This is a genomic window from Actinokineospora pegani, assembly GCF_009745975.1.
Taxonomy (GTDB): Bacteria; Actinomycetota; Actinomycetes; order Mycobacteriales; family Pseudonocardiaceae; genus Actinokineospora; species Actinokineospora pegani.
Genome location: NZ_WHOL01000064.1, coordinates 102169 through 128910 on the forward strand (window position 1 = coordinate 102169; position 26742 = coordinate 128910).

Annotated in this window: 20 protein-coding genes; 8 read left to right on the forward strand and 12 right to left on the reverse strand. The window is 70.5% G+C overall.

The window, feature by feature from the left end:
• Positions 1-52: 52 nt before the first annotated feature.
• Positions 53-1177, reverse strand: a complete 1125-nt coding sequence (locus GCL84_RS08895; RefSeq protein ID WP_156754908.1) for an L-tyrosine/L-tryptophan isonitrile synthase family protein — start codon at positions 1175-1177, stop codon at positions 53-55.
• A 302-nt stretch (positions 1178-1479) separates the two neighbouring features.
• Positions 1480-3381: a molecular chaperone HtpG gene (gene htpG / locus GCL84_RS08900; protein ID WP_156754909.1), complete on the reverse strand. Its 1902-nt coding sequence runs from the start codon at positions 3379-3381 to the stop codon at positions 1480-1482.
• A gap of 81 nt (positions 3382-3462) precedes the next feature.
• On the opposite strand from htpG, the gene GCL84_RS08905 reads away from it, so the two are divergent.
• Together GCL84_RS08905 and GCL84_RS08910 are read left to right on the forward strand one after the other, a co-directional pair.
• Positions 3463-4089, forward strand: a complete 627-nt coding sequence (locus GCL84_RS08905) for a class I SAM-dependent DNA methyltransferase (protein ID WP_156754910.1) — start codon at positions 3463-3465, stop codon at positions 4087-4089.
• A 28-nt stretch (positions 4090-4117) separates the two neighbouring features.
• Entirely contained in the window at positions 4118-4981 is an 864-nt protein-coding gene (locus GCL84_RS08910) for an NAD(P)-dependent oxidoreductase (RefSeq protein WP_156754911.1), read from the forward strand.
• A gap of 123 nt (positions 4982-5104) precedes the next feature.
• Here the strand turns inward: GCL84_RS08910 and GCL84_RS08915 are convergent, their stop codons facing one another.
• The 4 genes from GCL84_RS08915 to GCL84_RS08930 all read right to left on the reverse strand — a co-directional run bounded on the left by GCL84_RS08915 (position 5105) and on the right by GCL84_RS08930 (position 11460).
• Positions 5105-5602 carry a peptidylprolyl isomerase gene (locus tag GCL84_RS08915; protein ID WP_156754912.1) on the reverse strand — a complete coding sequence of 166 codons (498 nt, stop codon included), beginning with the start codon at positions 5600-5602 and terminating at the stop codon, positions 5105-5107.
• 4 nt (positions 5603-5606) lie between these two features.
• Positions 5607-8513, reverse strand: coding sequence for an NACHT domain-containing protein (locus GCL84_RS08920; protein WP_156754913.1), 2907 nt, complete (start codon positions 8511-8513; stop codon positions 5607-5609).
• A gap of 22 nt (positions 8514-8535) precedes the next feature.
• Entirely contained in the window at positions 8536-10455 is a 1920-nt protein-coding gene (locus GCL84_RS08925; protein WP_156754914.1) for a CocE/NonD family hydrolase, read from the reverse strand.
• A gap of 267 nt (positions 10456-10722) precedes the next feature.
• Positions 10723-11460 (reverse strand): class I SAM-dependent methyltransferase, encoded by a 738-nt coding sequence (locus GCL84_RS08930; RefSeq protein WP_156754915.1) that lies wholly within the window; start codon positions 11458-11460, stop codon positions 10723-10725.
• Between the two features lie 135 nt (positions 11461-11595).
• On the opposite strand from GCL84_RS08930, the gene GCL84_RS08935 reads away from it, so the two are divergent.
• The 4 genes from GCL84_RS08935 to metH all read left to right on the forward strand — a co-directional run bounded on the left by GCL84_RS08935 (position 11596) and on the right by metH (position 20293).
• Positions 11596-13629 carry an acyltransferase family protein gene (locus GCL84_RS08935; RefSeq protein ID WP_156754916.1) on the forward strand — a complete coding sequence of 678 codons (2034 nt, stop codon included), beginning with the start codon at positions 11596-11598 and terminating at the stop codon, positions 13627-13629.
• Positions 13630-13770: 141 nt separating this feature from the next.
• Complete coding sequence (locus tag GCL84_RS08940) at positions 13771-14427, forward strand: hypothetical protein (RefSeq protein ID WP_156754917.1); 657 nt, start codon at positions 13771-13773, stop codon at positions 14425-14427.
• 12 nt (positions 14428-14439) lie between these two features.
• Complete coding sequence (locus GCL84_RS30610) at positions 14440-16200, forward strand: GMC family oxidoreductase N-terminal domain-containing protein (RefSeq protein ID WP_156754918.1); 1761 nt, start codon at positions 14440-14442, stop codon at positions 16198-16200.
• Positions 16201-16651: 451 nt separating this feature from the next.
• Positions 16652-20293 carry a methionine synthase gene (metH, locus tag GCL84_RS08950; RefSeq protein WP_156754919.1) on the forward strand — a complete coding sequence of 1214 codons (3642 nt, stop codon included), beginning with the start codon at positions 16652-16654 and terminating at the stop codon, positions 20291-20293.
• Positions 20294-20336: 43 nt separating this feature from the next.
• On the opposite strand, the gene GCL84_RS08955 is transcribed toward metH, so the two are convergent.
• The 6 genes from GCL84_RS08955 to GCL84_RS08980 all read right to left on the reverse strand — a co-directional run bounded on the left by GCL84_RS08955 (position 20337) and on the right by GCL84_RS08980 (position 24698).
• Entirely contained in the window at positions 20337-20720 is a 384-nt protein-coding gene (locus tag GCL84_RS08955) for a hypothetical protein (RefSeq protein ID WP_156754920.1), read from the reverse strand.
• Between the two features lie 100 nt (positions 20721-20820).
• On the reverse strand, positions 20821-21210 hold the full coding sequence (locus GCL84_RS08960) for a hypothetical protein (protein WP_156754921.1): 390 nt from the start codon (positions 21208-21210) through the stop codon (positions 20821-20823).
• A gap of 77 nt (positions 21211-21287) precedes the next feature.
• Positions 21288-21581: a hypothetical protein gene (locus GCL84_RS08965; RefSeq protein WP_156754922.1), complete on the reverse strand. Its 294-nt coding sequence runs from the start codon at positions 21579-21581 to the stop codon at positions 21288-21290.
• Between the two features lie 70 nt (positions 21582-21651).
• Positions 21652-22047 (reverse strand): DUF6188 family protein, encoded by a 396-nt coding sequence (locus tag GCL84_RS08970; RefSeq protein WP_156754923.1) that lies wholly within the window; start codon positions 22045-22047, stop codon positions 21652-21654.
• Positions 22048-22190: 143 nt separating this feature from the next.
• Positions 22191-23213, reverse strand: coding sequence for a zinc-binding dehydrogenase (locus tag GCL84_RS08975; protein WP_156754924.1), 1023 nt, complete (start codon positions 23211-23213; stop codon positions 22191-22193).
• 222 nt (positions 23214-23435) lie between these two features.
• Entirely contained in the window at positions 23436-24698 is a 1263-nt protein-coding gene (locus GCL84_RS08980; RefSeq protein WP_156754925.1) for a pentapeptide repeat-containing protein, read from the reverse strand.
• A 100-nt stretch (positions 24699-24798) separates the two neighbouring features.
• On the opposite strand from GCL84_RS08980, the gene GCL84_RS08985 reads away from it, so the two are divergent.
• Both GCL84_RS08985 and GCL84_RS08990 read left to right on the forward strand, forming a co-directional pair.
• Entirely contained in the window at positions 24799-25173 is a 375-nt protein-coding gene (locus GCL84_RS08985) for a PH domain-containing protein (protein WP_156754926.1), read from the forward strand.
• A 175-nt stretch (positions 25174-25348) separates the two neighbouring features.
• Complete coding sequence (locus tag GCL84_RS08990) at positions 25349-26491, forward strand: SPFH domain-containing protein (RefSeq protein WP_156754927.1); 1143 nt, start codon at positions 25349-25351, stop codon at positions 26489-26491.
• The last annotated feature ends 251 nt before the right edge of the window (positions 26492-26742 follow it).

A 26742-nucleotide genomic window follows, 5' to 3' on the forward strand; every position in this document is an offset into this window, starting at 1 on the left:
GGTACATCCCGGTACCACCTATCGGGTATAGACGGGTACCCCAAGTCGTTGGTTATTCAGGAGTGTGGAGGTAGAAACTCGTGACTCCTCGGTTGTCGACGATCCTGCGCATATCCGGTCGACCGTGGACGAACATCTCCGGCCGCACGCCCATCCGGTGTTCGCCGGTCCTCGACGAACGGTCGACGACACCGATTCCGTGGTAGGGCAGCAGCTTGGCGCTGCACTTGAACTCGGGGAACAGCCGCAGGCCCAACACCGGGATCGGCTTGGTGTGGATGGTCGCGCGGATCGCGCCGGGGAAGGCCCGCTCCTCCCACTCCAGGTCGGTCGCGGCGAGCTTGCCCGCCCGGTACTCCGCCAGCGCCCACTCGGCCCTGGCCAGCAGCGGCGCGTGCATCCCGGCCTGCTCGGCGAAGGTCGCCCGCAGCTCGGCGAAGTCCAGGCCGAGCTTGCCGATGTCCAGGCTCGCCACCATGCTCGAGACCCACCTGGCGTGCTCGTCGGCGCCGAGGCCGTCGGCGAGCGGGTCGCGGCGCAGCCGCGCGAACCACAGTTCGAACCGCCGCTGGAACAGGTCGGCGGTCGGCTGCAACAGGTCGGTCATGTCGTGCAGCACCAGGTGCCCGCCCAGGCCCAGCGCGTCGATCCGGTCGCGCAGCTCGATGACGTAGTTGAGCGCCTCGATCGAGGTCACGCCCATGGACGGGCTGTAGAAGGTGCTGTCGGAGACGATGTGGAAGACCGCGCCCGGCTCGTGCAGGCCGCCGATCAGGCGCGCGATCCTGGCCAGGTGCAGCAGCGCGACGTCCTCGGCGGCGGTGGCCCGGTGCGTGTCGAACCGCTTCACCGGGTTCCCGATGACGCAGAACGCCGGGATGACGACCTCCACCGGCCTGCCCTCGGCGACGCAGGCGGCCAACCGCCGCCGCCACGGCGAGTCCCGGCCGCCGAAGGCCGCCCGCGAGTTGAACTGGAACGCCCGGTGGTTGAGCAGCGCGAGCAGCCGCTCGGTGGTGTCGTCGGCGCTGTGGCGGGCGAGGAACCTGGACCAGGAGAACCGGGGCGTCACCGCGCACTCGCGCACGAGGTCGCGCAGCTCGTCGTCGAGCTCGCGCACGATGTCGGCGGCGCCGCGCCTGGGGTCGGCCTCCGGCCATTCCGGGCCGTCGAACAACCTGGAATCGGTAATCGCCTCGCCGTGCGCGGCAACTGCCGCGTATTCGTCGGATCGAACCCCGAATGCAGCGGTGGACACCACGGGATTCCCCCTTGTCGACGACATCGCAATTGTCGTCAAACATTCGGCAACGGGGTGTGTCGTGTCAAGCGTCGGAAAGTTCCCGACGTGATTTCCATGAGGCGGTGAGCACTTTACATCGGCGATCTATCACGCCCGGAGCCGCGATTTCCCGGGGTGGGCCACGACGAGAGCGGGGGTGGGACCAACCGGTCCCACCCCCGCGCAGGCGCCGCACGTCAGAGGGACTTCTCCAGGCGGGACGACAGCAGGCGGATGAAGCGGGCCGAGTCGGCCAGCTCGCCGCCCTCGGCCAGCACCGCCATGTCGTGGACCAGGGACGCGGTCTCGGCCAGGGCCGGGTCCTCGGGGTCGGCCTGGTGCGCCGCGCGCAGGCCGGAGACCAGGCCGTGCGCCGGGTTGAGCTCCAGGATGCGCTTGACCTGGGGCAGCTCGTGGCCCATCGCCCGGTACATCTTCTCCAGGTTGGGGGCCAGGTCGTCGCTGTCGCCGACGACGCAGGCGGGGGAGGTGGTGAGGCGGGTCGACAGGCGGACCTGCTTGACCGAGTCCTTGAGCGAGTCCGACATCCAGGTCAGGAAGTCGGCGAACTCCTTCTCCTGCTCCTCGTCCTTGGCCGCGTCGTCCCCGCCGAGGTCGACCTGGCCCTTGGCGATGGACTGGAACTGCTTGCCGTCGTACTCCGGCACCGCGTCGACCCACATCTCGTCGATGGGGTCGGTCAGCACGAGGACCTCGTAGCCCTTGGCCTTGAGGGCCTCCATGTGCGGCGAGTTCTCCACGACCGCGCGCGAGTCGCCGGTCATGTAGTAGATGTGCTGCTGGCCGTCCTTCATCCGCTCGACGTAGCCGCGCAGCGAGGTCTGCTGCTCGGCGTCCAGGGTGGACTCGAAGGAGCAGACCTCCAGGATGGCGTCGCGGTTGTCCGGGTCCTGGACCAGGCCCTCCTTGACCGCGCGGCCGAACTCCGACCAGAACGTCTTGTACTTGTCCGCGTCCGAGCCGCGCAGCTCCTTGACCGTGGTCAGGATCTTCTTCACCAGGCGGCGGCGGATGAGCTGGATCTGGCGGTCCTGCTGCAGGGTCTCGCGGGAGACGTTGAGCGACAGGTCGGCCGCGTCCACGACGCCCTTGACGAACCGGAGGTACTCCGGGATCAGGGACTCGCAGTCGTCCATGATGAACACGCGCTTGACGTAGAGGTGGATGCCCCGGTTGGCGTCGCGCATGAACAGGTCGAGCGGGGCGTGCGAGGGGATGAACAGCAGCGCCTGGTACTCGAAGGTGCCCTCGGCCGACATCTGCACCGTCTTGAGCGGCTCGGCCCAGTCGTTGGCGATGTGGCGGTAGAAGTCGGCGTACTCGGTGTCGCTGACCTCGCTGGCCGAGCGGGCCCACAGCGCCTTCATCGAGTTGAGGGTCTGGACCTCGGTGGTCGGCTCCTCACCCTCCGCGCCCGGCTTCTCCACCGCCATGCGGATGGGGTGGGTGATGAAGTCCGAGTAGCGCTTGACGATCTCGCGCAGCTTCCACTGCGCGGTGTAGTCGGGCATCTGCTCGTCGGCGTCGGCGGCCTTGAGGTGCAGGGTGACCGCGGTGCCCTGCGGGGCGTCCTCGACCGGCTCGATGGTGTAGGTGCCCTCGCCGCCGGACTCCCAGCGGGTGCCGGTCTCCTCGCCCGCGTACCGGGTGACCAGGGTGACCCGGTCGGCGACCATGAAGCTGGCGTAGAAGCCGACGCCGAACTGGCCGATGAGGTCCTGCGCGCCCGCCGCGTCCTGGGACTCCCGGACCATCTTGAGGAACTCGGCCGTGCCGGACTTGGCGATGGTGCCGATCAGCCGGACCACGTCGTCGCGGGTCATGCCGATGCCGTTGTCCCGGACCGTCAGCGTGCGCGCCTCGGCGTCCACCTCGACCTCGACGTGCAGGTCGGACGTGTCGACCGACAGGTCCTTGTCCTTGAAGGCTTCCAGCTTGAGCTTGTCCAGCGCGTCCGAGGCGTTGGACACCAGCTCCCGCAGGAACGCGTCCTTGTTCGAGTAGATCGAGTGGATCATCAGCTGCAAGAGCTGGCGCACCTCGGCCTGGAACTCGAACGTCTCCACCTGGGTCGTCACGTCTTTCCTCCCGGTCGCACATCCTCCGAAACCGGCGCGATCGTACCGGTGCCGCCCGGGGCGGTGGCTATGGTGGCGGACATGAGCCAGCAGGACCGGACCCGCGCGGGCTACGACGCCATCGCCGCCCCCTACGCCGAGCACTTCGCCGACGAGCTTGACGGCAACCCGCTGGCCCGGTCGGTGCTCACCGCTTTCGCCGAACTGGTCGGCGACGGCGCCGCACTGGAGGTGGGCTGCGGCCCCGGCCGGGTCACCGGGTTCCTGCACGGGCTCGGGGTCGACGTCGCGGGGCTGGACCTCTCGCCAGCGATGGTGGCGCTGGCCCGCGCCGCCCACCCCGGCGTCGACTTCGCCGAGGGCGAGATGGCCGCCCTCCCGCACGCCGACGCCTCGCTCGCCGGGCTGCTCGCCTGGTACTCGGTGATCCACACGCCCCGGCCGGAGCTGCCCGCGCTGTTCGCCGAGTTCCACCGCGTGCTGGCCCCCGGCGGGACCCTGCTGCTGGCGTTCCAGGTCGGCACGTCGACCAAGCACTACGACGAGCTGCTGGGCCGGGCCGTCGACCTGGACTACCACCGCCTCGACCCGGCCGAGGTCACCGGCCAGTTGGCCGACGCGGGCCTGGCGGTCACCGCCACGCTGGTCACCGAGCCCGCCGACTGGGAGACGACCCAGCAGGCCCACCTGCTCGCGCGGAAGGGCTGAGACCGGCGGTCCGGGGTACACCAGGGGCATGACGCTCACCGTTGCTGTGCTGGGGACCGGGATCATGGGCGCGGGGATGGCCCGCAGCCTCGCCCGCGAGGGCCACTCCGTCCGGGTCTGGAACCGCGACCGCGCCAAGGCCGAGGCCGTGTCGGCGGAGCTGGCCGGGGCGCTGTTCGACGCCATCGCGGTCGCGGACTCCCCCGCCGAGGCGGTGGCGGGCGCGGACGTCGTGATCACCATGCTGTTCGACCTGGCCGCCACCGAGTCGGTGATGGCCGAGGCGCTGCCCGCCGTGACCGGCACGTGGGTCCAGTCGGCCACCGTCGGCCTGCCCGGCGCCCTGGCCCTGGCCGGGGCGGCGGAGCAGGCGGGCGTGCCGCACGTGGACGCGCCGGTCCTGGGCACCCGCGCGCCCGCGGAGCAGGGCAAGCTCACGGTCCTGGCGGGCGGGTCACCCAGCGACCCGGTGACCACCGTCTTCGACGCCATCGGCGCCAGGACGGTCTGGGTCGGCCCGACCCCCGGCGACGGCCACCGCCTCAAGCTGACCACCAACGCCTGGGTCGTCTCCCTCACCGCCGCGACCGCGCAGAGCGTGGAGCTGGCCACCGGCCTGGGCATCGACCCGGCGCTGTTCCTGGACGTGATCGCGGGCGGCCCGCTGGACAGCGGCTACGCCCAGGCCAAGGGCGCGGCCATGGTCGCGGGCGAGTACCCCACGTCCTTCGGCCTGGACGGCGCGGTGAAGGACTCGACCCTGATCGCCGAGGCGCTCGCGGGCGCGGGCAAGGACAACAGGCTCATGGCGGCGGTGAACCACCTCTACGCCACCGCCGCCGAACGCGGGCACGCCGGGGACGACATGGCGGCGGTCAACCGGGGCTTCTGATCGTCGCGCCCGATCCGATCGTTGATCGGCCTGCTCGCGCAGACCGGCGGCCTGTGACCCGACGCGCCGGGGCCCCCGGGGAGCAGCTCCCCGGGGGCCCGGTGGTTCAGTGCGCGCGGTGGGTCAGACGACCTCGACCTTGGTGATCACGACCTGCTCGGTGGGCACGTCCTGCATCCCGTTGGAGAACCCGGTCCGCACCTTGCCGATGGCGTCCACCACGTCCTTGCCCTCGACGACCTCGCCGAACACCGTGTAGCCCCACCCCTGCGGGGTCTTGGCGGTGTGGTTCAGGAAGTCGTTGTCCGAGGTGTTGATGAAGAACTGCGACGTCGCCGAGTGCGGCACGCTCGTGCGCGCCATGGCGACGGTGTACTTGGTGTTCTTGAGTCCGTTGTCGGCCTCGTTCTCGACCGGCGAGTTGGTCGGCTTCTGCTTGAACGAGGTGTCGAAGCCACCCCCCTGGGCCATGAAGTTGTCGATCACCCGGTGGAAGATCGTGCCGTCGTAGTGCCCGGCCTTCACGTACTCCAGGAAGTTCGCGACCGACTTGGGCGCCTTCTCCTCGTTGAGCGCCACAACGACGTCGCCCGCACTGGTGCTGATCCTGACATTGGTCATGCCTCTATCCTGACACCCCGCGCGGAGACGGGGGCACTCGGTCCGCGAGCTCGGGGTGCGCGGCCACCGCCGCCGCGATAGCCGAGGGGTCCGGCACTGGCGAGTGTTTGAGGTAAAGGTCGACGATCCGGCCGGTGAGCTCGGCAAGCAAGCCCCCCGATCTGGCCTTGAGCAGGACTCCGAGGAGGCGGGCAAAGGCCTCGGTGTGCCTTCCTGGCGGAACATCTCCGACCGCTTGCGGCAGGCCCCAGATCCTGCCCGCGCCCAAGATCATCGCCATGGTCCACGACAGTGCGAAGTCCAGCGCGTCCTCGTGGGGCTGGAACCACTGTTCGTCGTAGACCAAGGCTTGACCGAACCTCGTCGCCAGCACCTGCTCGCGCTTCACGCTGAGGCGTGCGCGGTTGATCGTAGTCGAGAACTGGGCGGTGTCCATGAAGGTCAGTTTGCAGTCCACCAACTCCAAGATCGAGAAGGTGGCGGTGGCCGACACATGGTCCAACCCCGCCCACCACAAGCTGCACAACGATTCCCACGTCCCCCCCTCTGGATGTGCGAGGAAGTCCGCTAGGGGTAGGGATTGTCCAGGAAACAGCGCGACGTGGAGGAGCACGAGGTTGGCGGAGTAGGTCGCCAGGTGCCGAACATGGTCCACCGGCTTGGGCTCGTACCGAGTCTCCGCACGCCGCCTGCTGCGAACTTCGGTCAGCAGGGTGACGAGAACCTTCGCGACGCGATGTGCCTCCTCGGCTGGCATCTCGCCGCAGAGGTCTTCCAGGAAGCGCAAGGTCGGTCGCCGGGTGGCCAGGGACTCGTGGGACAGCAGGGCGGACAATAGGTCGTCAGCCGGGGAACTCATCCCGTAGCGGCCGCTGAACGCGGCCCGGGTGACGTCCACCAGCTCGTCGAGCACGCGGATGGCGACCAGATACTCGCCGAAGGTCGCGTGCAGGAACTCGTAGTGCCGATCCTCCCCGTCCGCACCCATGTCGCGCTCTGAGGAGTGGACGAAGAAGAACTCGCCGAGGACGCGATCACCGGGGTCGTGAATGTCGTCCTTGTCCAGCGCCGCCAGGTCAGCAGCCAGTTCGCGGGCCGTGATGTCCTGCCTGCCCCGGTTGAACATGCCGAGGGCCGCCGTGGACAGCCGCCGGAGGTGCTTGTGAACGGCGGCGTCGACCTCGTCCGGGGTGGGAGTGCCGGACTTCTGGGCCTCGCGGATGGCGAAGTACTCGAGCAGCCGCTGGTACACACTGGCGGACGACATGTGCTCGTTGACCAGCGGGTTGTCCGGGTCCGCGAAGTAGATGGCCAGCATGAGCAGCAGCAGCGGCTGGGCAGTCAGGTCTCGCTGGTGAAGCGCTGAGTCGAGGGCGAACTCCTGGGTCGAGCCGCCCTCGATGCCCGCCGCGTTCGCCCGGTGCCATACCCGCAGCCACTGGGCGATCTGGGTGTCGTCGAAGTTCTCCAACTTGACCACGGGGGTGCCCCCGGGAACCTCCACCCGGTCGGACACCACCGTCCGGGACGTGACGACCACAACGACCGGGTGGCCCTGGACCGCCTCGGTTCGCTGGAAGTCAACCACCGCCTGGAGGTAACCGTACAGGCGCGTGTGGGTCTGCTGCAGCAGCTCGTCAAGACCGTCGAGCACCACGACCCGGATGGTGTCCTTGCTCTGGTCGACGAGATCGGCCCACTCCGTCCGGCGGTTGGTTGCGTCGTCCAGGGCCTTCTGAATCTGTTGGTGCACAGGGGCATCGCCGCTGACATAGCGCAGCGGAACCCGCACAACCGTGTGCGTCTCGGCAGGCAAGCGGGCAGACAGGACCTTGGTCAACAGGCTCTTGCCCGCCCCCGGGTGTCCCAGCACCAGCAGCGGCGTCCGGGTGGCCGCCGCAGATGTGAAGTGGGCGAGCAATCCCAGGTCGAGGTGCTCTTGGACGGGCCGCTCCTGCCACCACTTGTCGTCGGCCAACGAGGTTCCCGAGCGCTTCACCGCGAAGCGGTACCTCGGGCTGACGAAGATGTCCTCGACCCGGGGGAAGACCAGGTGCCGCCCGTACTGCTCCGCCGACTGGCGGGCGATGATCGGCTCGTCGAGCACCGCCCGATTGACCCGGCGCACGGTGTCGCGCAGGTCGGTTGTGGTCGCCTCGGGGGCGATCCCGCTGAAGAACGTCTCCATCCGGGCCAGCGCCGCGTCGTGGCTGTCCAGCAGGCCAAGGACGTCGTCTCCGAGGACGCGGAGTTGCTCGCGGGTGGCGGCGTGCTCGCCGAGCTCGGCCCAGACGCGGAACTCGGGCACCTCGGCGACCAACTCGCGGAAGTAGCCGACGTAGCGCTCCTCCGCGTCGATCTTGAACCGCCCCGGGGTCCACCAGATGCCGGAGACGCGCAGGAAATCGGCGGTGGACCAATTCATCCCGTCGAACCACGCCACGACGTGCTCCACGTTCTCGGCGAACCCACGCTCGATCGACGGGGCCGGGATCTCCTGCTCCGCCAAGGCCCGGCCCAACGCGGACTCGTGGGCCGTCCGCACGGTCTCCGCCAGGTCCGTTGGCACACGCTGCCGAGCCAGGAACTCGCGCAGGGCGTCGAAGTAGGCGGCCGCGACCAACGTCGAGTGGGCGGCGAGGACAGCCGCGTGGCGTTGCGGGGCGGGGACCCGTTTCATCGAGTTCACCCTGTCGCGCAGCAGGCGTATGAACTCATTCTTCTGGTCGACCGAACCCCACACCACGACCAGCACAGCGGCGGCCGCCGCCGGGGCGAAGGTGACAGCGGCCGCCCCGGCGGCGAGGATCAGGCCGCCGGATACCTTGTCCAGGCGGTTGATCCACTTGTCGTCGTGCTTGCCGAGGACGCGCAACGCGCCCTCGTACGTCAGCGGGTTCTCCCGGGCCATGCGCCCGTTGTACACCGCACGGCTACCCCACGGCAGGTGCTTCCGCGAACGCGTCCGCGGGCGCCATCGGGATCTGGAAGTGCGACGCCCCAGGACCCCACTCCACCCCGTAGATCCCGCCCAACTGGTTCAGCAGGTTCAACGGCGTCGACAGCAACCGGGGCGTGTCAGCGCTGGACACGGTCACCCGCAACCGGTGCCCGGCCTCGACCCGCGCGAACGTCGTCGGCACCTCGATGTCGTACCGGGTCTTGGCGCCGATGCGGACCGGTTGCTTGGCCTCGAGGGTGTAGGGGTGGAACGGGAGCAGGTAGCTGCCATCCGGCGCGCGCCAGCTCCGGGACTCGTCGACGGCGCGGTGGCTGCCCAGGAGGGAGCCGCTCGCCACCGGCCGGGAGAGGCCGTTGGGGGCGACCGTCGAGACCGTGACGGCGAACTGGGTGTCGGAGCGGGAGGCGGTGGCGAGGATCGAGGCGGAGAGCGGGCCCGCGATCGTCTGCGGCGAGTCGAAGGGCTCGGTGGTGTAGGTCTTCCCGAGCAGCGGCAACTGGGTGAGGTTGTCGTTGTAGGTGCAGGGCGGGGGGAGCCGCAAGGCGTTGAACACCGCCACCAGGCCGCCCGCGGTGGCCTGGTCCAGGCCGCGGTTGCAGGGGACGGCGAGGGGGGCGTAGATGATCGTGTCCGTGCCGGAGCGGGTCGGGGCGGTGGTGGACAGGGAGCCGTGCGCGCCGGGGTGCAGGACGGTCGGGGTGGCCTCGGGGAAGGGGAAGTGGGTGGCGCCGACCCAGCGGTCGGTGCCGACCTCGTTGAGGCGCAGGGGCGGTCCGGTCAGACCGGTGTCGACGCCCTTGAGGTGGTGGTCGAACCACTGGACGCGAAGGCGGTCCATGTCGATCCCCGCGCCCGCGGTGACGTGGTGCCAGGGGCCCATCACCATGCGGTAGTCGGGGTCGACGGGCTGGTCGGGGGTCATCGGCCTGCCCTGCTCGCCGCCCGCGGCGATGGTCTGCAAGTCGTTGTAGAGCAGCAGTTGGCCGCGTTCGAACACGTCGTCCCAGCCGCCGACCATCTGGATGGGGACGCCGGTGGCGACGACCTGCGGGAGCACCGAGCGCGGGCTGCGGGAGCGCCAGTACGGCCCGTCGTTGACCAGTTCCCCGTTGCCCACGGCCTGCAGCAGCAGGTCGGCGTGGAAGCTGAGCAGGCCCGCCGCGCGCTGGAGCAGGACCGTGGCCAGGTCGGGGTTGCCCGCGGTGGCGGCGTTGACCAACTGCATGAAGCCGGTCATGGCCAGGTAGAGCACGTTGGAGGCGACGCCGAAGTTGCCGCCGGGGAAGGTCATGTCCCGGTAGGGGTCCAGGCTGGGCACGATCGGGAACATCGCCTTGACCGGGGAGTCCTCACCCAGTTCGGCGACGGTGAAGAACTGGTTGATCGCCATGTAGGACGCGCCCTCGAGGCCGACGACGCCGCTGGAGTTCGGCAGGTCCGCCGCCCACCGCACCAGCGCGGCGCCGTCCAGCGCCTCGCGCTTGCCCAGGAAGTCCCAGACGCCCTGCGACCCGCCGGTGCCGCGCACGTCGGCGATGACGTTGATGTAGCCGCGCTCCACCAGGTGCCGGTTGCCGCCGCCGAGCAGCGCCAGGCCCGCCTCCGGGTCGGTCAGGCCGGGGGCGACCGACATCAGCGCGCCGTAGGGCGTCTGGGTCAGCACCACCGGGAACGGGCCCTCGGCGGGCGTGCCGTCCGGGTTGGTCGGGTAGTGGACGTCGGCGCGCAGGACCGTGCCGTCGTCCATCGTGACCGGCACCTCCTGCCGCGAGCCCATGCCGAACACGGCGGGACCGGGCGCCCAGTCGGCCGTCGCGGCGGGACCGGAACCGACGAGGCAGAGCCCGGCGAGCAGGGTGACCGTCAGCAGACGGGCGAGGAAAGCGGACATTTTCTGGTTGTACCGCGCGACTTGACGACACCACAACCTTTATCGCCCGATCCGGTACCAGGTCGTTTCCGGGCTCCGACCGGCGCGTTTGCGCAAAAAACATGAAACTTATCAGACCTTGGCTCGATATCGCCCAGCGTCACGGGAACAGCGCTGACGTTTTCATCCATAACGGTGAAATAGGCCCCATTTGTCCTAGCCGGAACACCGCGATGAGCACGGAAGGTCATTTCCGGAATGCGCTCCCGCCCGCACCGTCGGCGGAACTCACGCCACCACCAACCGGTACCCGACATCCGCCGAGTCCAGCCCCGACAGCCCCCCGTGCCGCCGCGCCCACGCCCCGGAGTCCACATCGGACCGAAGGGCGGCCGTGCCGCGCTCCACCACGGGACCGGGCAGCGCGGCGATGCCGGAGATGCCCGCCCGCACCCGCGGGTCCAGGTACCGCTCGGGGCGACGCCAGAACGCGGCCAGGAACCCGTCCGCGCAGTCCCACGGCACCTCGACGGTGGAGACAACCGCGGTGGGGCCGAGCCCCGCGCGGACGGCGTCGACCGTCGCCAGCCCGCGTTCGCGCTCGGCCACCTCGGGCAGGTAGTCGGCGACGAGCCAGAAGCGGGCGACCACCTCGGGGTCCCAGGTCAGCACGACCTGCCTGCGCGAGACCCTGCGCAACTCGGCCAGCCCGGCCGCGACGTCGGTCCAGTGGTGCGTGGTCAGCAGCGCCATGCCCACGTCGAAGGAGGCGTCGGGGAACGGGAGGCGCTCGGCGACCGCGCGCACGACGGGCGCGGCGCCGGGCGGGCGCTGCCGCACCATCGTCACCGAGGGCTCGACGGCGACGAGGTCGCGGTCGGCCGGTTCGTAGGACCCGCTCCCCGCACCGACGTTGACCACCGTGCGCGCGTCGCCGAGCGCGACGGACAAGGCCCGCGCGATGCGCGGGTCCGGACGGCGGGTGGTGGCGTAGCCGCGGCCGAGCGCGCGGTAGGGGTCGGTCACCCGACCAAGGTGACCGAGACGTGACCCACGCGCAACGGGTTAAACCACGGCCGCGAGCGCCGGGGCCGTTTGCCCTCCTCACGCCAGATGGGGCAGGGTCGCTCGGAACCACCGCCGACCCAGGAGCCGCCAGCGATGACCCCTGTGGCCACCAACCAGCGGGTCTCCGCATCGACGAGCCGCACCCCCGCAGGTCACCACCGTCCCGAACTGCAAGGTCTGCGGGCGCTGGCGGTCATCCTCGTGGTGGTCTACCACGTGTGGCTGGGCCGGGTTTCCGGTGGTGTTGACGTGTTCTTCGTCATATCAGGCTTCCTGGTCACCGGTCAACTCGTGCGCGCGACCACGCGCGGGGGCATCCCGTTCCGCTCGCACTTCGGGCGGCTGCTCAAGCGGCTGGTCCCGTCGGCGACGGTGGTGCTGGTGGCCGTCGCGGTCGCGGCGGTGTTCCTGCTGCCCGGCAACCGGTGGCTGCAGACGGTCCGCGAGATCACCGCGTCGGCGCTCTACGCGCAGAACTGGCAACTGGCTTTCGACTCGGTCGACTACTACGCGCAGAACAACACCGCCAGCGTCGTGCAGCACTTCTGGTCCCTGTCGATCCAGGGCCAGTTCTACCTCGTGTGGCCGCTGCTGGTGGCGCTGGTCGCCGTGGTCGCCCGCCGCCACCCCCGGCGGGTGCTGGCGTTGACGCTGACGACCATCACCGCGGCGTCGCTGGCGTACTCGGTGCACCTGACGGTCGTCAACCAGCCCTACGCCTACTTCCACACCGCCACGCGCGTGTGGGAGTTCGGCATCGGCGGCCTGCTGGCGCTGGCGCTGGCCCGGGTGCGGCTCGATCGGCGGCTGCGCGTGGCGCTGGGCTGGGGTGGCGTGGTCGGGCTGGTCGGCTGCGGCGCGCTGATGAACGTCGGCGCCATGTTCCCCGGGTGGCTGGCGCTGTGGCCGGTCCTGTCGGCGTGCTCGGTGATCCTGGCCGGGCAGACCGCGAGCGCGTTCGGCGCCGACCGGTGGCTGTCGCTGCGGCCGCTGTCCTACGTCGGCGACATCAGCTACTGCCTCTACCTGTGGCACTGGCCGGTGCTGGTCTTCTACCTCGTGGTGCGCGACAGGGTGGAGGTCGGCCTGCTGGGCGGGTTGTTCATCATCGCCCTGTCGGTGGTGCTGGCCGTGCTCACCCACCACCTGGTGGAGGAGCCCGTGCGCAAGTCCGGCATCGGCTCGGTGAAACCCTGGGGCGCCTACCGGATGGCCGGGCTGATGCTGGTCGCCGTGCTGGGACTCGCCCAGGTCTGGCAGCACGTCGCGGTGCGGCAGGCGGACCGGTTCGCCGGCATGGTCGGCGACCAGGACCACCCCGGCGCGGTGGCGCACGTGCTCGGCTACGAGTTCGAGGGCGACGACGACGCGGTGCTGATCCCGCCGATGGTCACCATCGGCGACGACTGGCTCAACACCCCCGACATGACGTGCGGCAGGCGCGCGGGCACGCGCCAGTTGGACGTCTGCACCAGCACCTACACCGACACCCCCACCAAGCGGGTCGTGATCGTCGGCGACTCGCACATGGGGCAGTTGACCAACGCGTTCTACCCGATCGCCGAGCGGCGGGGCTGGGAGCTGACCCTGCTCGCCAAGGGCGCGTGCACCTACTCGACCACCTCGGAGCAGTACCCGGGCGACCCCGGCTGCCTCACCTGGATCGACGAGGCGCACGAGGAGGTCCTGCGACTGCGCCCCGACGCGGTGGTCACCGCCGCCACCCGCGACCCGCGCGCGGGCCGCACCGAGGTGACCCCGGCGGGCTTCGTCGAGCGCTGGCAACAGCTACGCGACGCGGGCATCACCGTGTTCGCCATCCGCGACAACCCGCGCTTCGACTACCGGCCGAGCGACTGCGCCGAGGTGCACGGGGTGGACTCCGACAAGTGCTCCACCCCGCGCTCGGACATCTTCGCGGAGGAGCCGCCCTACGCGCGCGTCGAGGGCGTGCCGGACAACGTCTACTTCTTCGACTTCACCGACTACTACTGCGACGCGCTCACCTGCGGCCCCGTGGTGGGCAACGTCCGGGTCTACATGGACGACAACCACACCACCGCCACGTTCATGCGGACGCTGGCGCCGGTGGTCGAGAACGCCATCGTGCCCACTGTGGGCTGGTAACGGCCGGTACCCAATCCCCAGCATTTCCACACCTCCAGGTACGCATGTGTTTTCACAAGCCGATCACCGCGTTCTTGGCAATGTCAGGGAAGTTTGCCCCGGCTCCCGGCGGGTATCTGAAAGCTCACTTAGCTTCTAGGGATGCCGCAGCCAATCACCCGCCGCACACTGCTGACCGGGCTGGGGGTCGCCGGGCTCCTGGCCACCACGGGGGTGGCCGCCCCCACCGCGTCCGCGGTGGACCTGCCTGCCGTCCGGGAGGCCTTCCAGGGCCTGCTGGCCTTCGTGGTGCCGGGGCCGGACCGCTACTCCCAGCACCAGGGGGTCACCCTGCCGACCCCGGGCGGTGTGGACATCGCCGCAGCCGAACCCCTCGAGTACACCTATGACCAGGCCATCCCGTTCCCCGTCATCGGGCGGCCGTTCGACATCAACCTGCCCGGCGCCGCCGCCATCGCCGCGTTCCTCAACATCACCGCGCTCGACGTGGACCCCCGGTCGGCGATCGGGCCGTTCGCGTCCTCGTTCGCCAACCTCACCCACGCGCGCAAGGCCGAGGTCATGCGCCGGTTGGAGCGGCCCGGCCTGGCCGACGGCACGCCCGCCCGGTTCCTGATCAACACCATCCCGACCCTGGCCGTGTTCGCGGTCTACTCCGAGGCCCCCGTGTTCGACCGGGCGACCAACCAGCTCACCCAGCGCCCCGTGGGCTGGGACCTGTCGGACTACGACGGCGTGAGCGACGGCTGGGCCGAGTTCCAGGGCTACTACCGCGGCGTCGACCGCGTCACCGACTGAGGAGATTGAGCAATGCGCGACGTAGTGGTTGTCGGGTCCGGGGGCGGCGGTCCAGTGGTGGCCAAGGAGTTGGCCGCGCGGGGGCTGGACGTGCTGGTGCTGGAGGCGGGCGCGCGGCACCTGCGCCCGGAGGAGGAGTGGACGCGGTTGGAGGACGACGCGAACAACCCCATCACCGGGGTGCTGCGCGTCGGGCCGTCCGATCGTAGACAGGCCCCGTGGTTCCGCGACTACCCGCAGAACTCGTTCGTCTGGCAGATCGCGGGGGTCGGCGGGACGACGCTGCACTACTTCGGCAACTGCCCGCGCCCGCCCGCCGGGGCGTTCGCCGGGTACTCCGGTCCGGACGCGGGCAACTACGACACCGAGCACCTGTTCCCGTTCGGCTACGAGCAGTTCCGCCCGTACCTGGAGTGGGTGGAGCAGACGCTGCCGGTGCAGACCGCGCCGATGGGCCGCAAGGAGGCGGCGTTCTTCCGCGGGGCGGAGGCCCTGGGCCTGGAGCACCAGACGTGGAAGGACGTGCGCGGGCCGGCGTACCGGGCGCAGGAGAACTGCATCCTGCAGCCGCAGGGCACGGCCGGGCGCACCGACGACCCGAAGAACCTGCTCTACCCGCAAGCGCAGGGCTGCACCTTCTGCGGCCACTGCTACCAGGGCTGCCTCGAACCGAGGAAGGCCCCGCGCAACCTCAAGGCGCGCCGCTCGTCGGACAACTCCTACGTGCCGATGATGCTCACCGCCGACGCGTGGTCGCCGGGCGGGCGCGCGGCGGAGCTGATCACCGACGCGTACGTGGTCAAGGTGCTGACCGAACGCGGCCGTGCCAAGGGCGTCGTCTACCGCGAACTGGACGGCTCCAAGCACGTGGTCGAGGCCAAGGTGGTCGTGCTGGCGGGCGGCTGCATCGAGAACCCCCGCCTGTGGTTCAACAGCGGCCTGCCCAACCCCAACGGCTGGGTCGGCCGCGGCCTGACCGAGCACCACCTCGACTGGGTCTTCGGCGTCATGGACGACGACATCGGCGCCTCCAAGGGCGCGGGCTCCAACGTCCGCATGGACTTCCCCGGCTACGGCGGCGTGGAGAACGTCTGCCTGCCCCCCGCCCTGCAGAGCTTCGCCATGACCTTCAGCGACTCCGGCATCAACGGCGTCTACGACAACAACAGCGGCGTGGGCCCCCAGGGCGCCGACACCCTGGGCAGGCTCGTGGGCCCGGAGCTGGTGTCCGCCCTGTCCAATGTGGACAACATCCTCACCGCCCTCGTCGTCACCGACGACGACGTGCAGAAGCAGAATCGCGTGACCCGCTCGGTGCTCATCCCCCCGGACGACCACGGCCCCGTCCCCCGCGTGGAGATCAAACACCGAGCCCGCACCCCCCGCACCCGCCGCAACAGGGACTTCCTGGCAGCCAAGGCGGTCGAGATGGTCCGCGCCGCCGGGGCGAAATCCGTCCACCGCATGGACTGGGCCCCCCTGCTCCTGCACGTCCAATCCTCCATGCGCATGGGCGACAACCCCCTCAACTCGGTCCTGGACCCCAACGGCGAGTCAAGGGCGGTCCCCGGCCTCTTCATCGCCGACAACTCCGCCCTGGCCAACTCCGCGGGCGGCGCGAACCCCACCCTCACCTCCCAGGCCCTGGCCACGAGGACAGCCGAGAAGATCTTCCAGAACCACTTCGGCGGCACCCCCTGGGTAGCCACCGAATCCCCCACCACCTCCATTGACGACCGCGTGACCCAAGCAGTAATCGCCAGAGACCTCTGACTCCTTCGCGCCCCACCCCTATATCCAGCTCACCACCACCCCCCACCTAACGGACCGGTCATCCCTGGGCCTCGACCCAGTCCTGGCCGCCCGTAGCTCCGTGGGACCGGTGTCAAGGGTGGGCAAAGCCCATCGACGAAGCCGACGCCGCAGGCGCCCTTGACACCGGTCCCACGGAGTTACACACTCCGCGGCCCCACGGGACAGGCCCCACCCAGCCCACACCAGGGCCCCAGGTCACCCTGGCACCTCCGAAAAGTGGAATCGCTGATCACCCGGGCGCACAACCTGTCACTGTGCGTGTCCACCTTGTGGATCACACTCCTCGCCCGAACCCGTGGTTGGTAGAATCAGCCTTCGGGTCGAGAGGCGCTGCGACGGGGTCGCCACCCCGCCACGCTCGACCTGCGTAGCTGTCGGCAAGGGCGTCTCCAACAGCGAAGGTGGGCCATTGGTTTCTCCGTCCAACGCCACGTCCGCGACCGGTGACCGGACCCGCGAGTTGACCGAACTCCTGCGGCAGCGCGTCGCCGTCCTCGACGGCGCCTGGGGCACCATGCTCCAGAACGCCAAGCTCAACCCCGAGGACTTCCGGGGCGAGGTGATCGGGCCCGACCACGACAAGGACGTGACCGGCGACCCCGACCTGCTCAACCTGACCCGGCCCGACGTCGTCCTCGACGTCCACCGCCAGTACCTGGCCGCCGGGGCCGACATCACCACGACCAACACCTTCACCGCCAGCAGCATCGGGCAGGCCGACTACGGCCTGGAGTCGATGGTGCACGACATGAACGTGCGCGGCGCGCAACTGGCCCGCCAGGCGGCCGACGAGTTCGGCGGCCGGTTCGTCGCCGGGTCGGTCGGGCCGCTCAACGTCACCCTGTCGCTGTCGCCGAAGGTCGAGGACCCCGCCTACCGCGCGGTGACGTTCGACCAGGTCAAGGCGACCTACGCCGAGCAGATCCGCGGCCTCGACGCAGGCGGCGTCGACCTGCTCATGATCGAGACGATCTTCGACACGCTCAACTGCAAGGCCGCCATCGCCGCCGCGCAGGAGGTCGCCCCGCACCTGCCGCTGTGGATCTCGGTGACCATCGTCGACCTGTCCGGCCGCACCCTGTCCGGGCAGACGGTCGAGGCGTTCTGGCGCTCCATCGCGCACGCGAAGCCGCTGGTGGTGGGCGTGAACTGCTCGCTGGGCGCGGAGGAGATGCGCCCGCACGTCACCGAGCTGGCCAAGCTCGCCGACACCTTCACCGCCAGCCACCCCAACGCGGGCCTGCCCAACGCCTTCGGCGGCTACGACCAGACGCCCGAGGAGATGAGCGCGCTGCTGGCGGACTTCACCGGCGCGGGCCTGGTCAACGCCGTCGGCGGGTGCTGCGGCACCACCCCCGCGCACATCGCCGCCATCGCCGAGGCGGTCAAGGGCCAGGCGACCCGCGAGGTGGCCCGCCCCGAGCCCGCCACCCGGTTCTCGGGCCTGGAGCCGTTCGAGATCGGCGCCGACACCGGCTTCGTCATGATCGGCGAGCGGACCAACGTCACCGGCTCGGCCAAGTTCCGCAGGCTCATCGAGGCCGACGACTACCAGACCGCGACCGACGTCGCCCTGGAGCAGGTGCGCGGCGGGGCGAACCTGATCGACGTCAACATGGACGCCGACCTGCTCGACTCCGAGCGGGCGATGGTCAACTTCCTGAACCTCATCGCCACCGAGCCCGAGGTCGCCAAGCTCCCGATCATGATCGACAGCTCCCGGTGGAGCGTGCTCGAGGCCGGGCTCAAGTGCGTGCAGGGCAAGGGCGTGGTCAACTCCATCAGCCTCAAGGAGGGCGAGGAGGAGTTCCTGCACCACGCCCGGGTGATCCGCGAGTACGGCGCGGGCGCGGTCGTGATGGCCTTCGACGAGCAGGGCCAGGCCGACACCGCCGACCGGCGGGTGGAGATCTGCTCGCGGGCCTACAAGCTGCTCACCGAGCAGGCCGGGTTCCCGGCCGAGGACATCATCTTCGACCCGAACGTGCTCGCCGTCGCGACCGGCATCGAGGAGCACAACGGCTACGCCAAGGCGTTCCTGGACGCGCTGCCGCGGATCAAGCAGGCCTGCCCCGGGGTGCGGATCTCCGGCGGCATCTCGAACCTGTCGTTCTCCTTCCGCGGCAACGACGTCGTCCGCGAGGCCATGCACTCGGCGTTCCTGTTCCACGCCGTCAAGCTCGGCTTGGACATGGGCATCGTCAACGCGGGCCAGCTCGCCATCTACGAGGACATCCCGGCCGAGCTGCTCGAGCTGGTCGAGGACGTGCTGTTCGACCGCCGCGAGGACGCCACCGACCGCCTCGTCTCCTACGCCGAGCGGGTCAAGGGCAAGGGCAAGAAGCGCGAGCTGGACCTGTCCTGGCGCGAGGACTCGGTCGGCAAGCGCATCGAGCACGCGCTGGTCAAGGGCATCGTCGACTTCATCGAGGCCGACACCGAGGAGGCCAGGCAGACCTTCGCCCGACCGCTCGAGGTGATCGAGGGCCCGCTGATGGACGGCATGAAGGTCGTCGGCGACCTGTTCGGCGCGGGCAAGATGTTCCTCCCGCAGGTGGTCAAGAGCGCGCGCGTGATGAAGCGCGCGGTGGCCTACCTGGAGCCGTACATGGAGGCGGAGAAGGAGAAGGCGCGGCTGGAGGGCCGGGTCGAGGCCGAACGCGGGCAGGGCAAGGTCGTGCTGGCCACGGTCAAGGGCGACGTGCACGACATCGGCAAGAACATCGTCGGCGTGGTGCTGGGCTGCAACAACTACGAGGTCGTCGACCTGGGCGTGATGGTCCCGGCGGCCAAGATCCTCGACACCGCGGTCGCCGAGGGCGCCGACGTGGTCGGCCTGTCCGGGCTGATCACCCCGTCGCTGGACGAGATGGTGACGGTGGCGACCGAGATGGAGCGGCGCGGCCTCAAGCTGCCCCTGCTCATCGGCGGCGCCACGACCTCCCGCCAGCACACCGCCGTGCGCATCGCCCCGGCCTACGAGAGCTCGACGATGCACGTGCTCGACGCCTCCCGGGTGGTCGGCGTGGTGTCCGGGCTGATGTCCGACCGGGCCGAGACGATGTCGGAGGAGAACAAGGTCGAGCAGGAGCGGCTGCGCGTGGCGCACGCCAACCGGCAGCAGAAGCCGCTGCTGACCCTGGAGCAGACCAGGGCGAACAAGGAGGTCGTCGACTTCGCGGACCTGCCGACCCCGGAGTTCACCGGCGTGCGCACGGTCTCGCCGACCATCGCCGAGCTGCGCGAGCTGGTCGACTGGACGTTCCTGTTCCTGGCCTGGGAGCTCAAGGGCAAGTTCCCGGCGATCCTGGACCAGCCGGTCGCCCGCGAGCTGTGGGACGACGCCAACACCCTCCTCGACCAGATCATCGCCGAGGACTCCTTCGAGGCCAAGGGCGCCTACGCCTACTGGCCCGCCCACAGCGAGGGCGACGACATCGTCCTGCCCGAGGCGGGCGTGCGCTTCCCCATGCTGCGCCAGCAGACCGAGAAGCCCACCGGCCGCCCCAACCGCTGCCTGGCCGACTACATCGCCCCCGCGGGCGACCACCTCGGCGGCTTCGCGGTGACCATCCTGGGCGCGGAGAAGCTGGCCGCCAAGTACGAGGCGGAGAACGACGACTACAAGGCCATCATGGTCAAGGCCCTGGCCGACCGCCTGGCCGAGGCCTTCGCCGAGTGGATCCACCTGCGCGCCCGCCGGGGCTGGTTCGAGCCCGACGCCCAGCCGGAGCTGGCTGACCTGCACGCCGAGCGCTTCCGCGGCATCCGCCCCGCCCTCGGCTACCCCGCCAGCCCCGACCACTCCGAGAAGCGGGACCTGTTCACCCTCCTCGACGCCGAGTCCCTCGGCATGGGCCTCACCGAGTCCTACGCGATGACCCCCGCCGCCTCGGTCAGCGGCATCATCTTCGCCAACCCCGCCGCCCGCTACTTCACCGTGGGCCGCATCAACAAGGACCAGGTCGAGGACTACGCCAAACGCCGGGGCATGACCGTCGAGGAGATCGAGCACTGGATGCGCCCGAACCTCGCCTACGACCCCAAGTGAGCCGGTGGGGGAGTCCGTCACACCGACGAACTCCCCCATCCCGCTACTCCTCGGCCGCCATGTCGACGAAGACCCGCAGCGCGGCGCCTTCCCGTTCCTGCAGAGCTCTCAGGTGGTCGTCGTCGTCGACGAGTTCGGGGTAGCCGAAGACCGCTTGATGCCCCTGGTCGCCCTCAAGGGGGAAGGCAGCTTTCCAGCCATCGGGGAACGTGCCGTCAACGACCTCGAACAGCTCCACCGGGTAGGTGTTGGGAAGGCCGTCGTCATCGCGGATCAGCACGATCACCCCTCCCCGGTACATCATCACCCCATGCACGCGGTAGTCCTGCCCGATCGTGACGGGAAAGCGCGTGTGCTCCGAGTGGTACAGACCGAACCGCGGCGGCGGCAGGTCCGCCCCCGAATTGGCCACGCAGCGCACGAGCACAGTTGATCACCACTCCTGGTCCTTGAGTCCACTTGGCGCGTCCTCGGCCCCCACCGAGTGTCCCGGTAGTGACCCGGCGGACAGGTGCCCCTCCAGCTCCTCAGCTCTCGCGGGCAGCTTCCTCCGCGAACAACCGCAGAGCCGCGGGCTCCATCTCCACCAGGTCGTTCATGTGGTTCTTGTCCGCCACCAGGTGCGGGTAGCCGAAGACCGCCTGGTAGCCATACTCGCCGTCATCGCGCGTGGCGAACTCCCAGTGGCTGGGCAGACTGCCGTCGACGACCTCGAACAGCTCGACCATCCACGCGCCAGGCCTGCCATCGCGGTCGGGGACGAGCACGAGGATGCCGCGTTGGTACACCAGGACCGCGTGCACCCGGTACTCGCGGCCGACGTCCAGCCTGGTGAACTTGGTCTGCGGCGAGTAGAACAGGCCGTACTCGTGCGGAGGTAGGTCCGCACCGGTGTTGAAACGACAGCGCACCAGCATCCGGTCCCCATCCCGCTAGTCCTGAACTAGAAGTCGTCGACCGCTGCAAAGGCCCACCTTGCCGTTCTCCGGTTCAGTCAGTCGCCGCACACCCACAGGTATCCCCGCTTCCGCCGGATCGCCTCGAACAGCACCCGCAACGCGGCGACATCGTCCGCCAACTCCGGGTGCCGGCCAAGCATGTCGTCGAACTCCGACTCGATCCGGTTCAATTGCGGGATGTTGAACATGGTGTCACCGTGAGGAGACACGCCGTTCAGCAGGCTCCCCGGCGCGGCCGCCGCCACAACCCGGGTGAAGAGGACTCCGAACCCGCCATCGACGTAAGTCCTCTCGTGCACCTGGTCCTCGGTGTACAGGCCAAGGCCCATGTTCGCTCCTTCAGTTGATCGGCGGGGCAAGCGGGTACATGGTCATAACGCCTCCACACTCGTCGGTACCTCACGAGGTCCATGCGGCCACGTCGCCACCGGGCATGGACACGAGCAACACCTGCCCCGGCCCCGCGACGGTGAACGCCTCGTACCGCTCCGACACCGGCACCGTCAGCGAGGCCCCACCGACCAAGTCCAACTCCAGCGCCCCCGCCTTGAGGACGTCGAGCCGGGCCACCCGCTGCCGCAGCAACGGCAGCACCGGCGCGAGCGACGCCGTCTCACCGTCCGGCTCCAGCTCCCAAACCTCGCGCGCCGCAAGCCGGAACCGGGTCTCGATCCGGATTTCCGCCCGCTCGGGCCCGCCGGTCACCACCACCGTGACCGCGTGGTCGAACCGCAGCGTGTCGACTTCCTCGAGCCCGGTGAACGACCACCGGTCCGCCCTCTCGATGACCCGCATCCCGCTTTCGCGGCCTCTGTTCACCAGACGCCCGCGCAACCGTTTGATCCGCTGGAACAACTCCCCCTCGGCAGCGAGATCTGCGCGACCACGTCGACCTGGTCGTCTGCCATGACATCCACACGTCGATCCTCGAGGACCCGTCAAGCGGATTTGCGCGGATCGATGACCGTGATGCCGCTCGCCAACGCTGTGTCCATCGTGGACAGAGCCACAGGCGCGTCCGCCAGGCCGATGCGACGAGTGATCATGGACTCGACCGGGACCTTGCCGGAGCGGACCAGGGCCAGCAGGTCCGGGTAGGCGTGGGCGGCGAGGCCGTGGCTGCCCAGCAGGGTCAGCTCCCAGGCGATGACGCGGCTCATGGGGACCACGGGGTCCTCAGCGAAGAGGCCGACCTGGACGTGCCTGCCCCAGCGGCGCAGGGACAGGATCGAGCCCGCGCAGGTCTGGGGGCTGCCCAGGGCGTCCAGGGACAGGTGCGCGCCGCCACCGGTGATCTCGACGACCTCGTCGGCGTTGGCGGCGACCGCTCGCGCGCCCAGGTCGCAGGCCAGGTCCAGCGCTTGCGGGGAGATGTCGACGGCCACGACTTGGGCGCCCGCCGCGGCGGCGATCGCGACCGCGGCCAGGCCGACGCCGCCGCAGCCGTGGACGGCCACCCACTCGCCGGGGGCGACCCGGCCCTGGCCGACGACGGCCCGGTAGGACGTCGCCACCCGGCAGCCCAGGGCGGCGGCGACGTCGGAGGAGACGTCCTCGGGGAGGGCGACGAGGTTGACGGCGGCGTTCTCGACGGCGACGTGTTCGGCGAAGGAGCCCCAGTGGGTGAAGCCCGGTTGGGTCTGGCGCTCGCAGACCGTCTGGCCGCCGCGCACGCACGACGCGCAAGCGCCGCAGGCGCACACGAACGGGACCGTCACCCGGTCACCCACCGACCAGCCCTCGACCGACCGGCCGACGGCGGCGATGGCGCCCGCGAACTCGTGGCCGGGCACGTGCGGCAACCCGATCCCCGGGTCGTGGCCCGCCCAGCCGTGCCAGTCGCTGCGGCACAGACCGGTGGACTCGACCGCGATCACCACGCCGGTGTCCGAGGGTGACGGGTCCGGCACCGATCGCACCGACGCCGGGCCGCTGAACCGGTCGAACACCACAGCGCGCATGGAGATGACGGTAGCCCACGCGACCACGCGTTCGCGTCGGAGACCGGCCCCGCACTCTTGACAAGCCACAGTGGACACCGCAGAGTCCTCGACTCCAAACGGTTCCCGATCGATGTCGCACTATCCGATTGGACGTCGACGGCGCGGTCGGACTACCCGTCCCCCTGCCGCCCGACGCCACCCCGGACAGCCTCCGCGGCGGTCACCCGCGCCACCCACCGGTCACGAGGCGCGGAAAACGACCACCTCGGCGGGCACGTCGTTGGCGAAGTGCGTGTCGGCGACGAGCGGGCGGGCGCGGAAGACGACCTGCTCGAAGTCGGTGAACGACTCGAAGCGGGCGCCGGTGAAGTCGGCGGCGGTCTCGAACACCGCGTCGGGGAAGCGGGCGTGGCGGCGGAAGCGGACGCCGGTGAAGTCCGCGGCGCCGCCGAGGACGGCGTTGCCGAACCAGGCGCTGCCGTGGAAGTCCGCGCCCGCGAAGGCCGCGCCCTCGGGGAACGCCGCCCGGCCCCAGGACACGTCGGAGTGGAAGCGGACCTCGCGGAACTGGGCGGGGGCGTTGAACACCGCCCGGGCGAACGTGGTGTCGCCGTGGAACTCCGCGGCCCGGAAACCCCCGTCCGCCGAGTCGGCGGGGGCGTCGAACTCGGCGTCGCGGAAGTCGGCGGCGGCGCCGAAGCGGGCGCCCCTGGCGCTGACGCCGTCGAGGAAGCGGGCGCCGCGGAACCGGGCCCGGCCGCCGATCCTGGTGCGGCGGAACACCGCGCGCCCCTCGAACACCGCCTGGTCGAAGGTGACCGCGCGGACCCGGCAGCCGGTGAGGTCGAGGTCGATCAGGTGCGCGCCGGTCAGGTCGAGGTCCAGGTCGGCCCAGAACTCCGCGGCGGGCTCGGCCGGGTCGTCGCCGGGGCGCAGGTGGTGGGTGAGCACCCGCTGCACCGCCGCGCGCACCGCGAACTCGGCGGGCTCGAAGGGGGCGCGCAGGCAGGCGCAGAGCACGTCGACGACGGCCTGGCGGCACTCGGGGGTGGCCGAGGCGATGCGCTCGAGCGCGTGCAGCCCGCCCATCCGCACCGGGTCGCGGTCGGCGCCGAGCTGGCCGACGGCCTCGGCGATGCGCCGCTCGACGGCGTCGGCGGCGATCCTGGCCGCGGCCCACTGCCTGCGCGCGCGCTCCTCGACCTCGCGCTCGCGGCGCTGCGCGAGCTCCAGCGCCCGGTGCGCCGCGGTGGCCCGCAGCCCGCGCCAGTACAGCAGCAGGCCGACCAGCACGGCCGCGCCCGCGGCGGCGGCCAGCCCGGTCCACACCGCGTTCGCCCGCGCTCCCACGGCCGCGGGGCCCTCGAGGTCCCAGCCGCCGGACCACCACAGCACCCCGACCCCGGCGGCCACGCCGACGACCAGGAGCAGGCCGACGAGCAGGCAGGCGGTGGCGGGCGTCGACAGGCGGGGGCCGGGTGCTGCGGGGCGCGTGTCGGTCACGGTTGTGGATGATTGCAGGTCCGCCCGATCTCAGCCCGGTGTCGGGTCGGATGGCCCGGGGAGCTGGTCGAGGCGGCGGGCCGCCGGTAGCGTTCGATCCGTGATCGACTTCGAGAAGGCCTCGGTGTTCAAGCTCTCCCCCATCGACCCCCGCGACATCTCCGGCGACGTCGGACCGCTGCTCGTGCCGGGCGAGCGGCTGGTGTCGGCGTTCAAGGGCGTGCGCGACTTCGTCGTGTTCACGGACAAGCGGCTCATCACGGTCAACGTGCAGGGCATGACGGGCCGCAAGCGCGACTTCACCTCGCTGCCCTACGCCAAGGTCCAGGCGTTCTCGATCGAGACGGCGGGCACCTTCGACCTCGACGCCGAGCTGGAGCTGTGGTTCAGCGGCCTGGGCAAGGTGCGGCTGGAGTTCCGCGGCAAGGCCGACATCCGCGCCATCGGCCAGCTCATCGCGATGTGCGCCCTCTGAGGACCGCGCCACCGCTCGAAGTCCACCCGATCCGGTGGGCGGGGGCGTGTTGACGGGGGGTGCACAGGCGCTCGCCCTGCGTCGACGATCGCCTTGACGTTGGCGCGTTCCCCCGCGCGTGCCCGGCCCTCGGCATAGTCTGCTGGGGATCGGACCAGCGGGAGGGACACCGGCAGTGGGCATCATCTCCAAGCTCAAGGGCGAGCTCGTCGACATCATCGAGTGGCTCGAGGACTCCCGCTCGAGGCTGGCGTGGCGGTTCCCGCGCTACCAGAACGAGATCAAGAACGGCGCCCAGTTGATCGTGCGCGAGGGCCAGCAAGCGGTGTTCGTCTACCGCGGCCAGCTCGCCGACACCTTCGGTCCCGGCCACTACGAGCTGGTCAGCGAGAACCTGCCGGTCCTGTCGACGATCCAGGGCTGGAAGCACGGGTTCGACAGCCCCTTCCGCAGCGAGGTCTACTTCATCAACACCCGCCCGGTGACCGACCTGCGGTGGGGCACGCCCACCCCGATCACCGTGCGCGACCCGGACTTCACGATGGTCCAGGTCCGGGCCAACGGCCTGTGCGTGCTGCGCATCGCCGACCCGGCCATCTTCCTGCGCGAGGTCATCGGCACCGACTCCTCGGTGGACACCGAGGAGATCTCCGAGCTGCTGCGCCGGGTGATCGCCACGGCGTTCTCCGACCTGGTCATGCAGACCGGCCTCGGCGCGATCGACCTGCAGGGCAGGCAGGTCGAGCTGGCCGACAAGCTCAAGGACCTGGTCCAGGAGCGCGTCGACGACGAGTTCGGCCTCAAGATCGACAGCATCGCCATGACGATCTCGCTGCCGGAGGAGGTCACCCAGGCCATGACCCGCGGCGTCGCCCGCGGCGTCGAGCAGGCCCGCTACCTGGACAACGCGGGCCCGATGGACCGGTTGCAGCAGGGCGCGATGGCCGAGGCCGTGGTCGAGTCGGCCAAGAACCCCGGGGGCGCGGGCTCCATGATGGGCGCGGGGCTGGGCATGGCGCTGGGCCAGCAGGTCGGCGGCGCGATGGCCCAGGGCTTCGGCAGGCCCCAGCAGCAGGCCGCCCCGGCCCCGCCGCCGCTGCCCTCGGCCGCGCAGTTCCACGTGGAGCTCAACGGCGCCGTCGCAGGGCCCTTCCCGCTCGACCACCTGCGCGGCTACGTCAGCGGCGGCCAGCTCAGCCCGACCACCCTGGTGTGGACGGCAGGCATGGCGGGCTGGGCCGCGGCGAGCACTGTCCCCGCCGTCGCGGCCCTCTTCCAGTCCACGCCCCCGCCGCTGCCGCCGAGTGGTGGCAACTGATGGGGCAGGACCCCACGTGGCCCGCTGACGAGCACCCCACCCAGGGCGTGCCCGACGACGTCGCCCGGGGTCTGCCCCCGGGCCCGGCCGAGGGGGGCCACAGTGGACCCCAGCCCCCACCCAGCCCGCGAGACCTCGGTGGACCACCGCCACCACCCGGGGCGCGGGCGCCCACGGGTGATCGCCAGAGCCCGCCGCCGCTGCCCGGCTCCAGCGGTCCTCCCCCGCTCCCCGGCGGCACCGGCCCAGCA

What these genes read in the sequence shown, in the direction of transcription:
- GCL84_RS08970 (WP_156754923.1), bottom strand. Translation starts at nt 22,047, where the DNA reads ATGCGGGTCATCGAGAGGGCGGACCGGTGGTCGTTCACCGGGCTCGAG.
- GCL84_RS08905 (WP_156754910.1), top strand. Translation starts at nt 3,463, where the DNA reads ATGAGCCAGCAGGACCGGACCCGCGCGGGCTACGACGCCATCGCCGCC.
- GCL84_RS08975 (WP_156754924.1), bottom strand. Translation starts at nt 23,213, where the DNA reads ATGCGCGCTGTGGTGTTCGACCGGTTCAGCGGCCCGGCGTCGGTGCGA.
- GCL84_RS08910 (WP_156754911.1), top strand. Translation starts at nt 4,118, where the DNA reads ATGACGCTCACCGTTGCTGTGCTGGGGACCGGGATCATGGGCGCGGGG.
- GCL84_RS08940 (WP_156754917.1), top strand. Translation starts at nt 13,771, where the DNA reads ATGCCGCAGCCAATCACCCGCCGCACACTGCTGACCGGGCTGGGGGTC.
- GCL84_RS08915 (WP_156754912.1), bottom strand. Translation starts at nt 5,602, where the DNA reads ATGACCAATGTCAGGATCAGCACCAGTGCGGGCGACGTCGTTGTGGCG.
- GCL84_RS30610 (WP_156754918.1), top strand. Translation starts at nt 14,440, where the DNA reads ATGCGCGACGTAGTGGTTGTCGGGTCCGGGGGCGGCGGTCCAGTGGTG.
- GCL84_RS08925 (WP_156754914.1), bottom strand. Translation starts at nt 10,455, where the DNA reads ATGTCCGCTTTCCTCGCCCGTCTGCTGACGGTCACCCTGCTCGCCGGG.
- GCL84_RS08965 (WP_156754922.1), bottom strand. Translation starts at nt 21,581, where the DNA reads ATGGGCCTTGGCCTGTACACCGAGGACCAGGTGCACGAGAGGACTTAC.
- GCL84_RS08920 (WP_156754913.1), bottom strand. Translation starts at nt 8,513, where the DNA reads ATGGCCCGGGAGAACCCGCTGACGTACGAGGGCGCGTTGCGCGTCCTC.
- GCL84_RS08935 (WP_156754916.1), top strand. Translation starts at nt 11,596, where the DNA reads ATGACCCCTGTGGCCACCAACCAGCGGGTCTCCGCATCGACGAGCCGC.
- GCL84_RS08960 (WP_156754921.1), bottom strand. Translation starts at nt 21,210, where the DNA reads ATGCTGGTGCGCTGTCGTTTCAACACCGGTGCGGACCTACCTCCGCAC.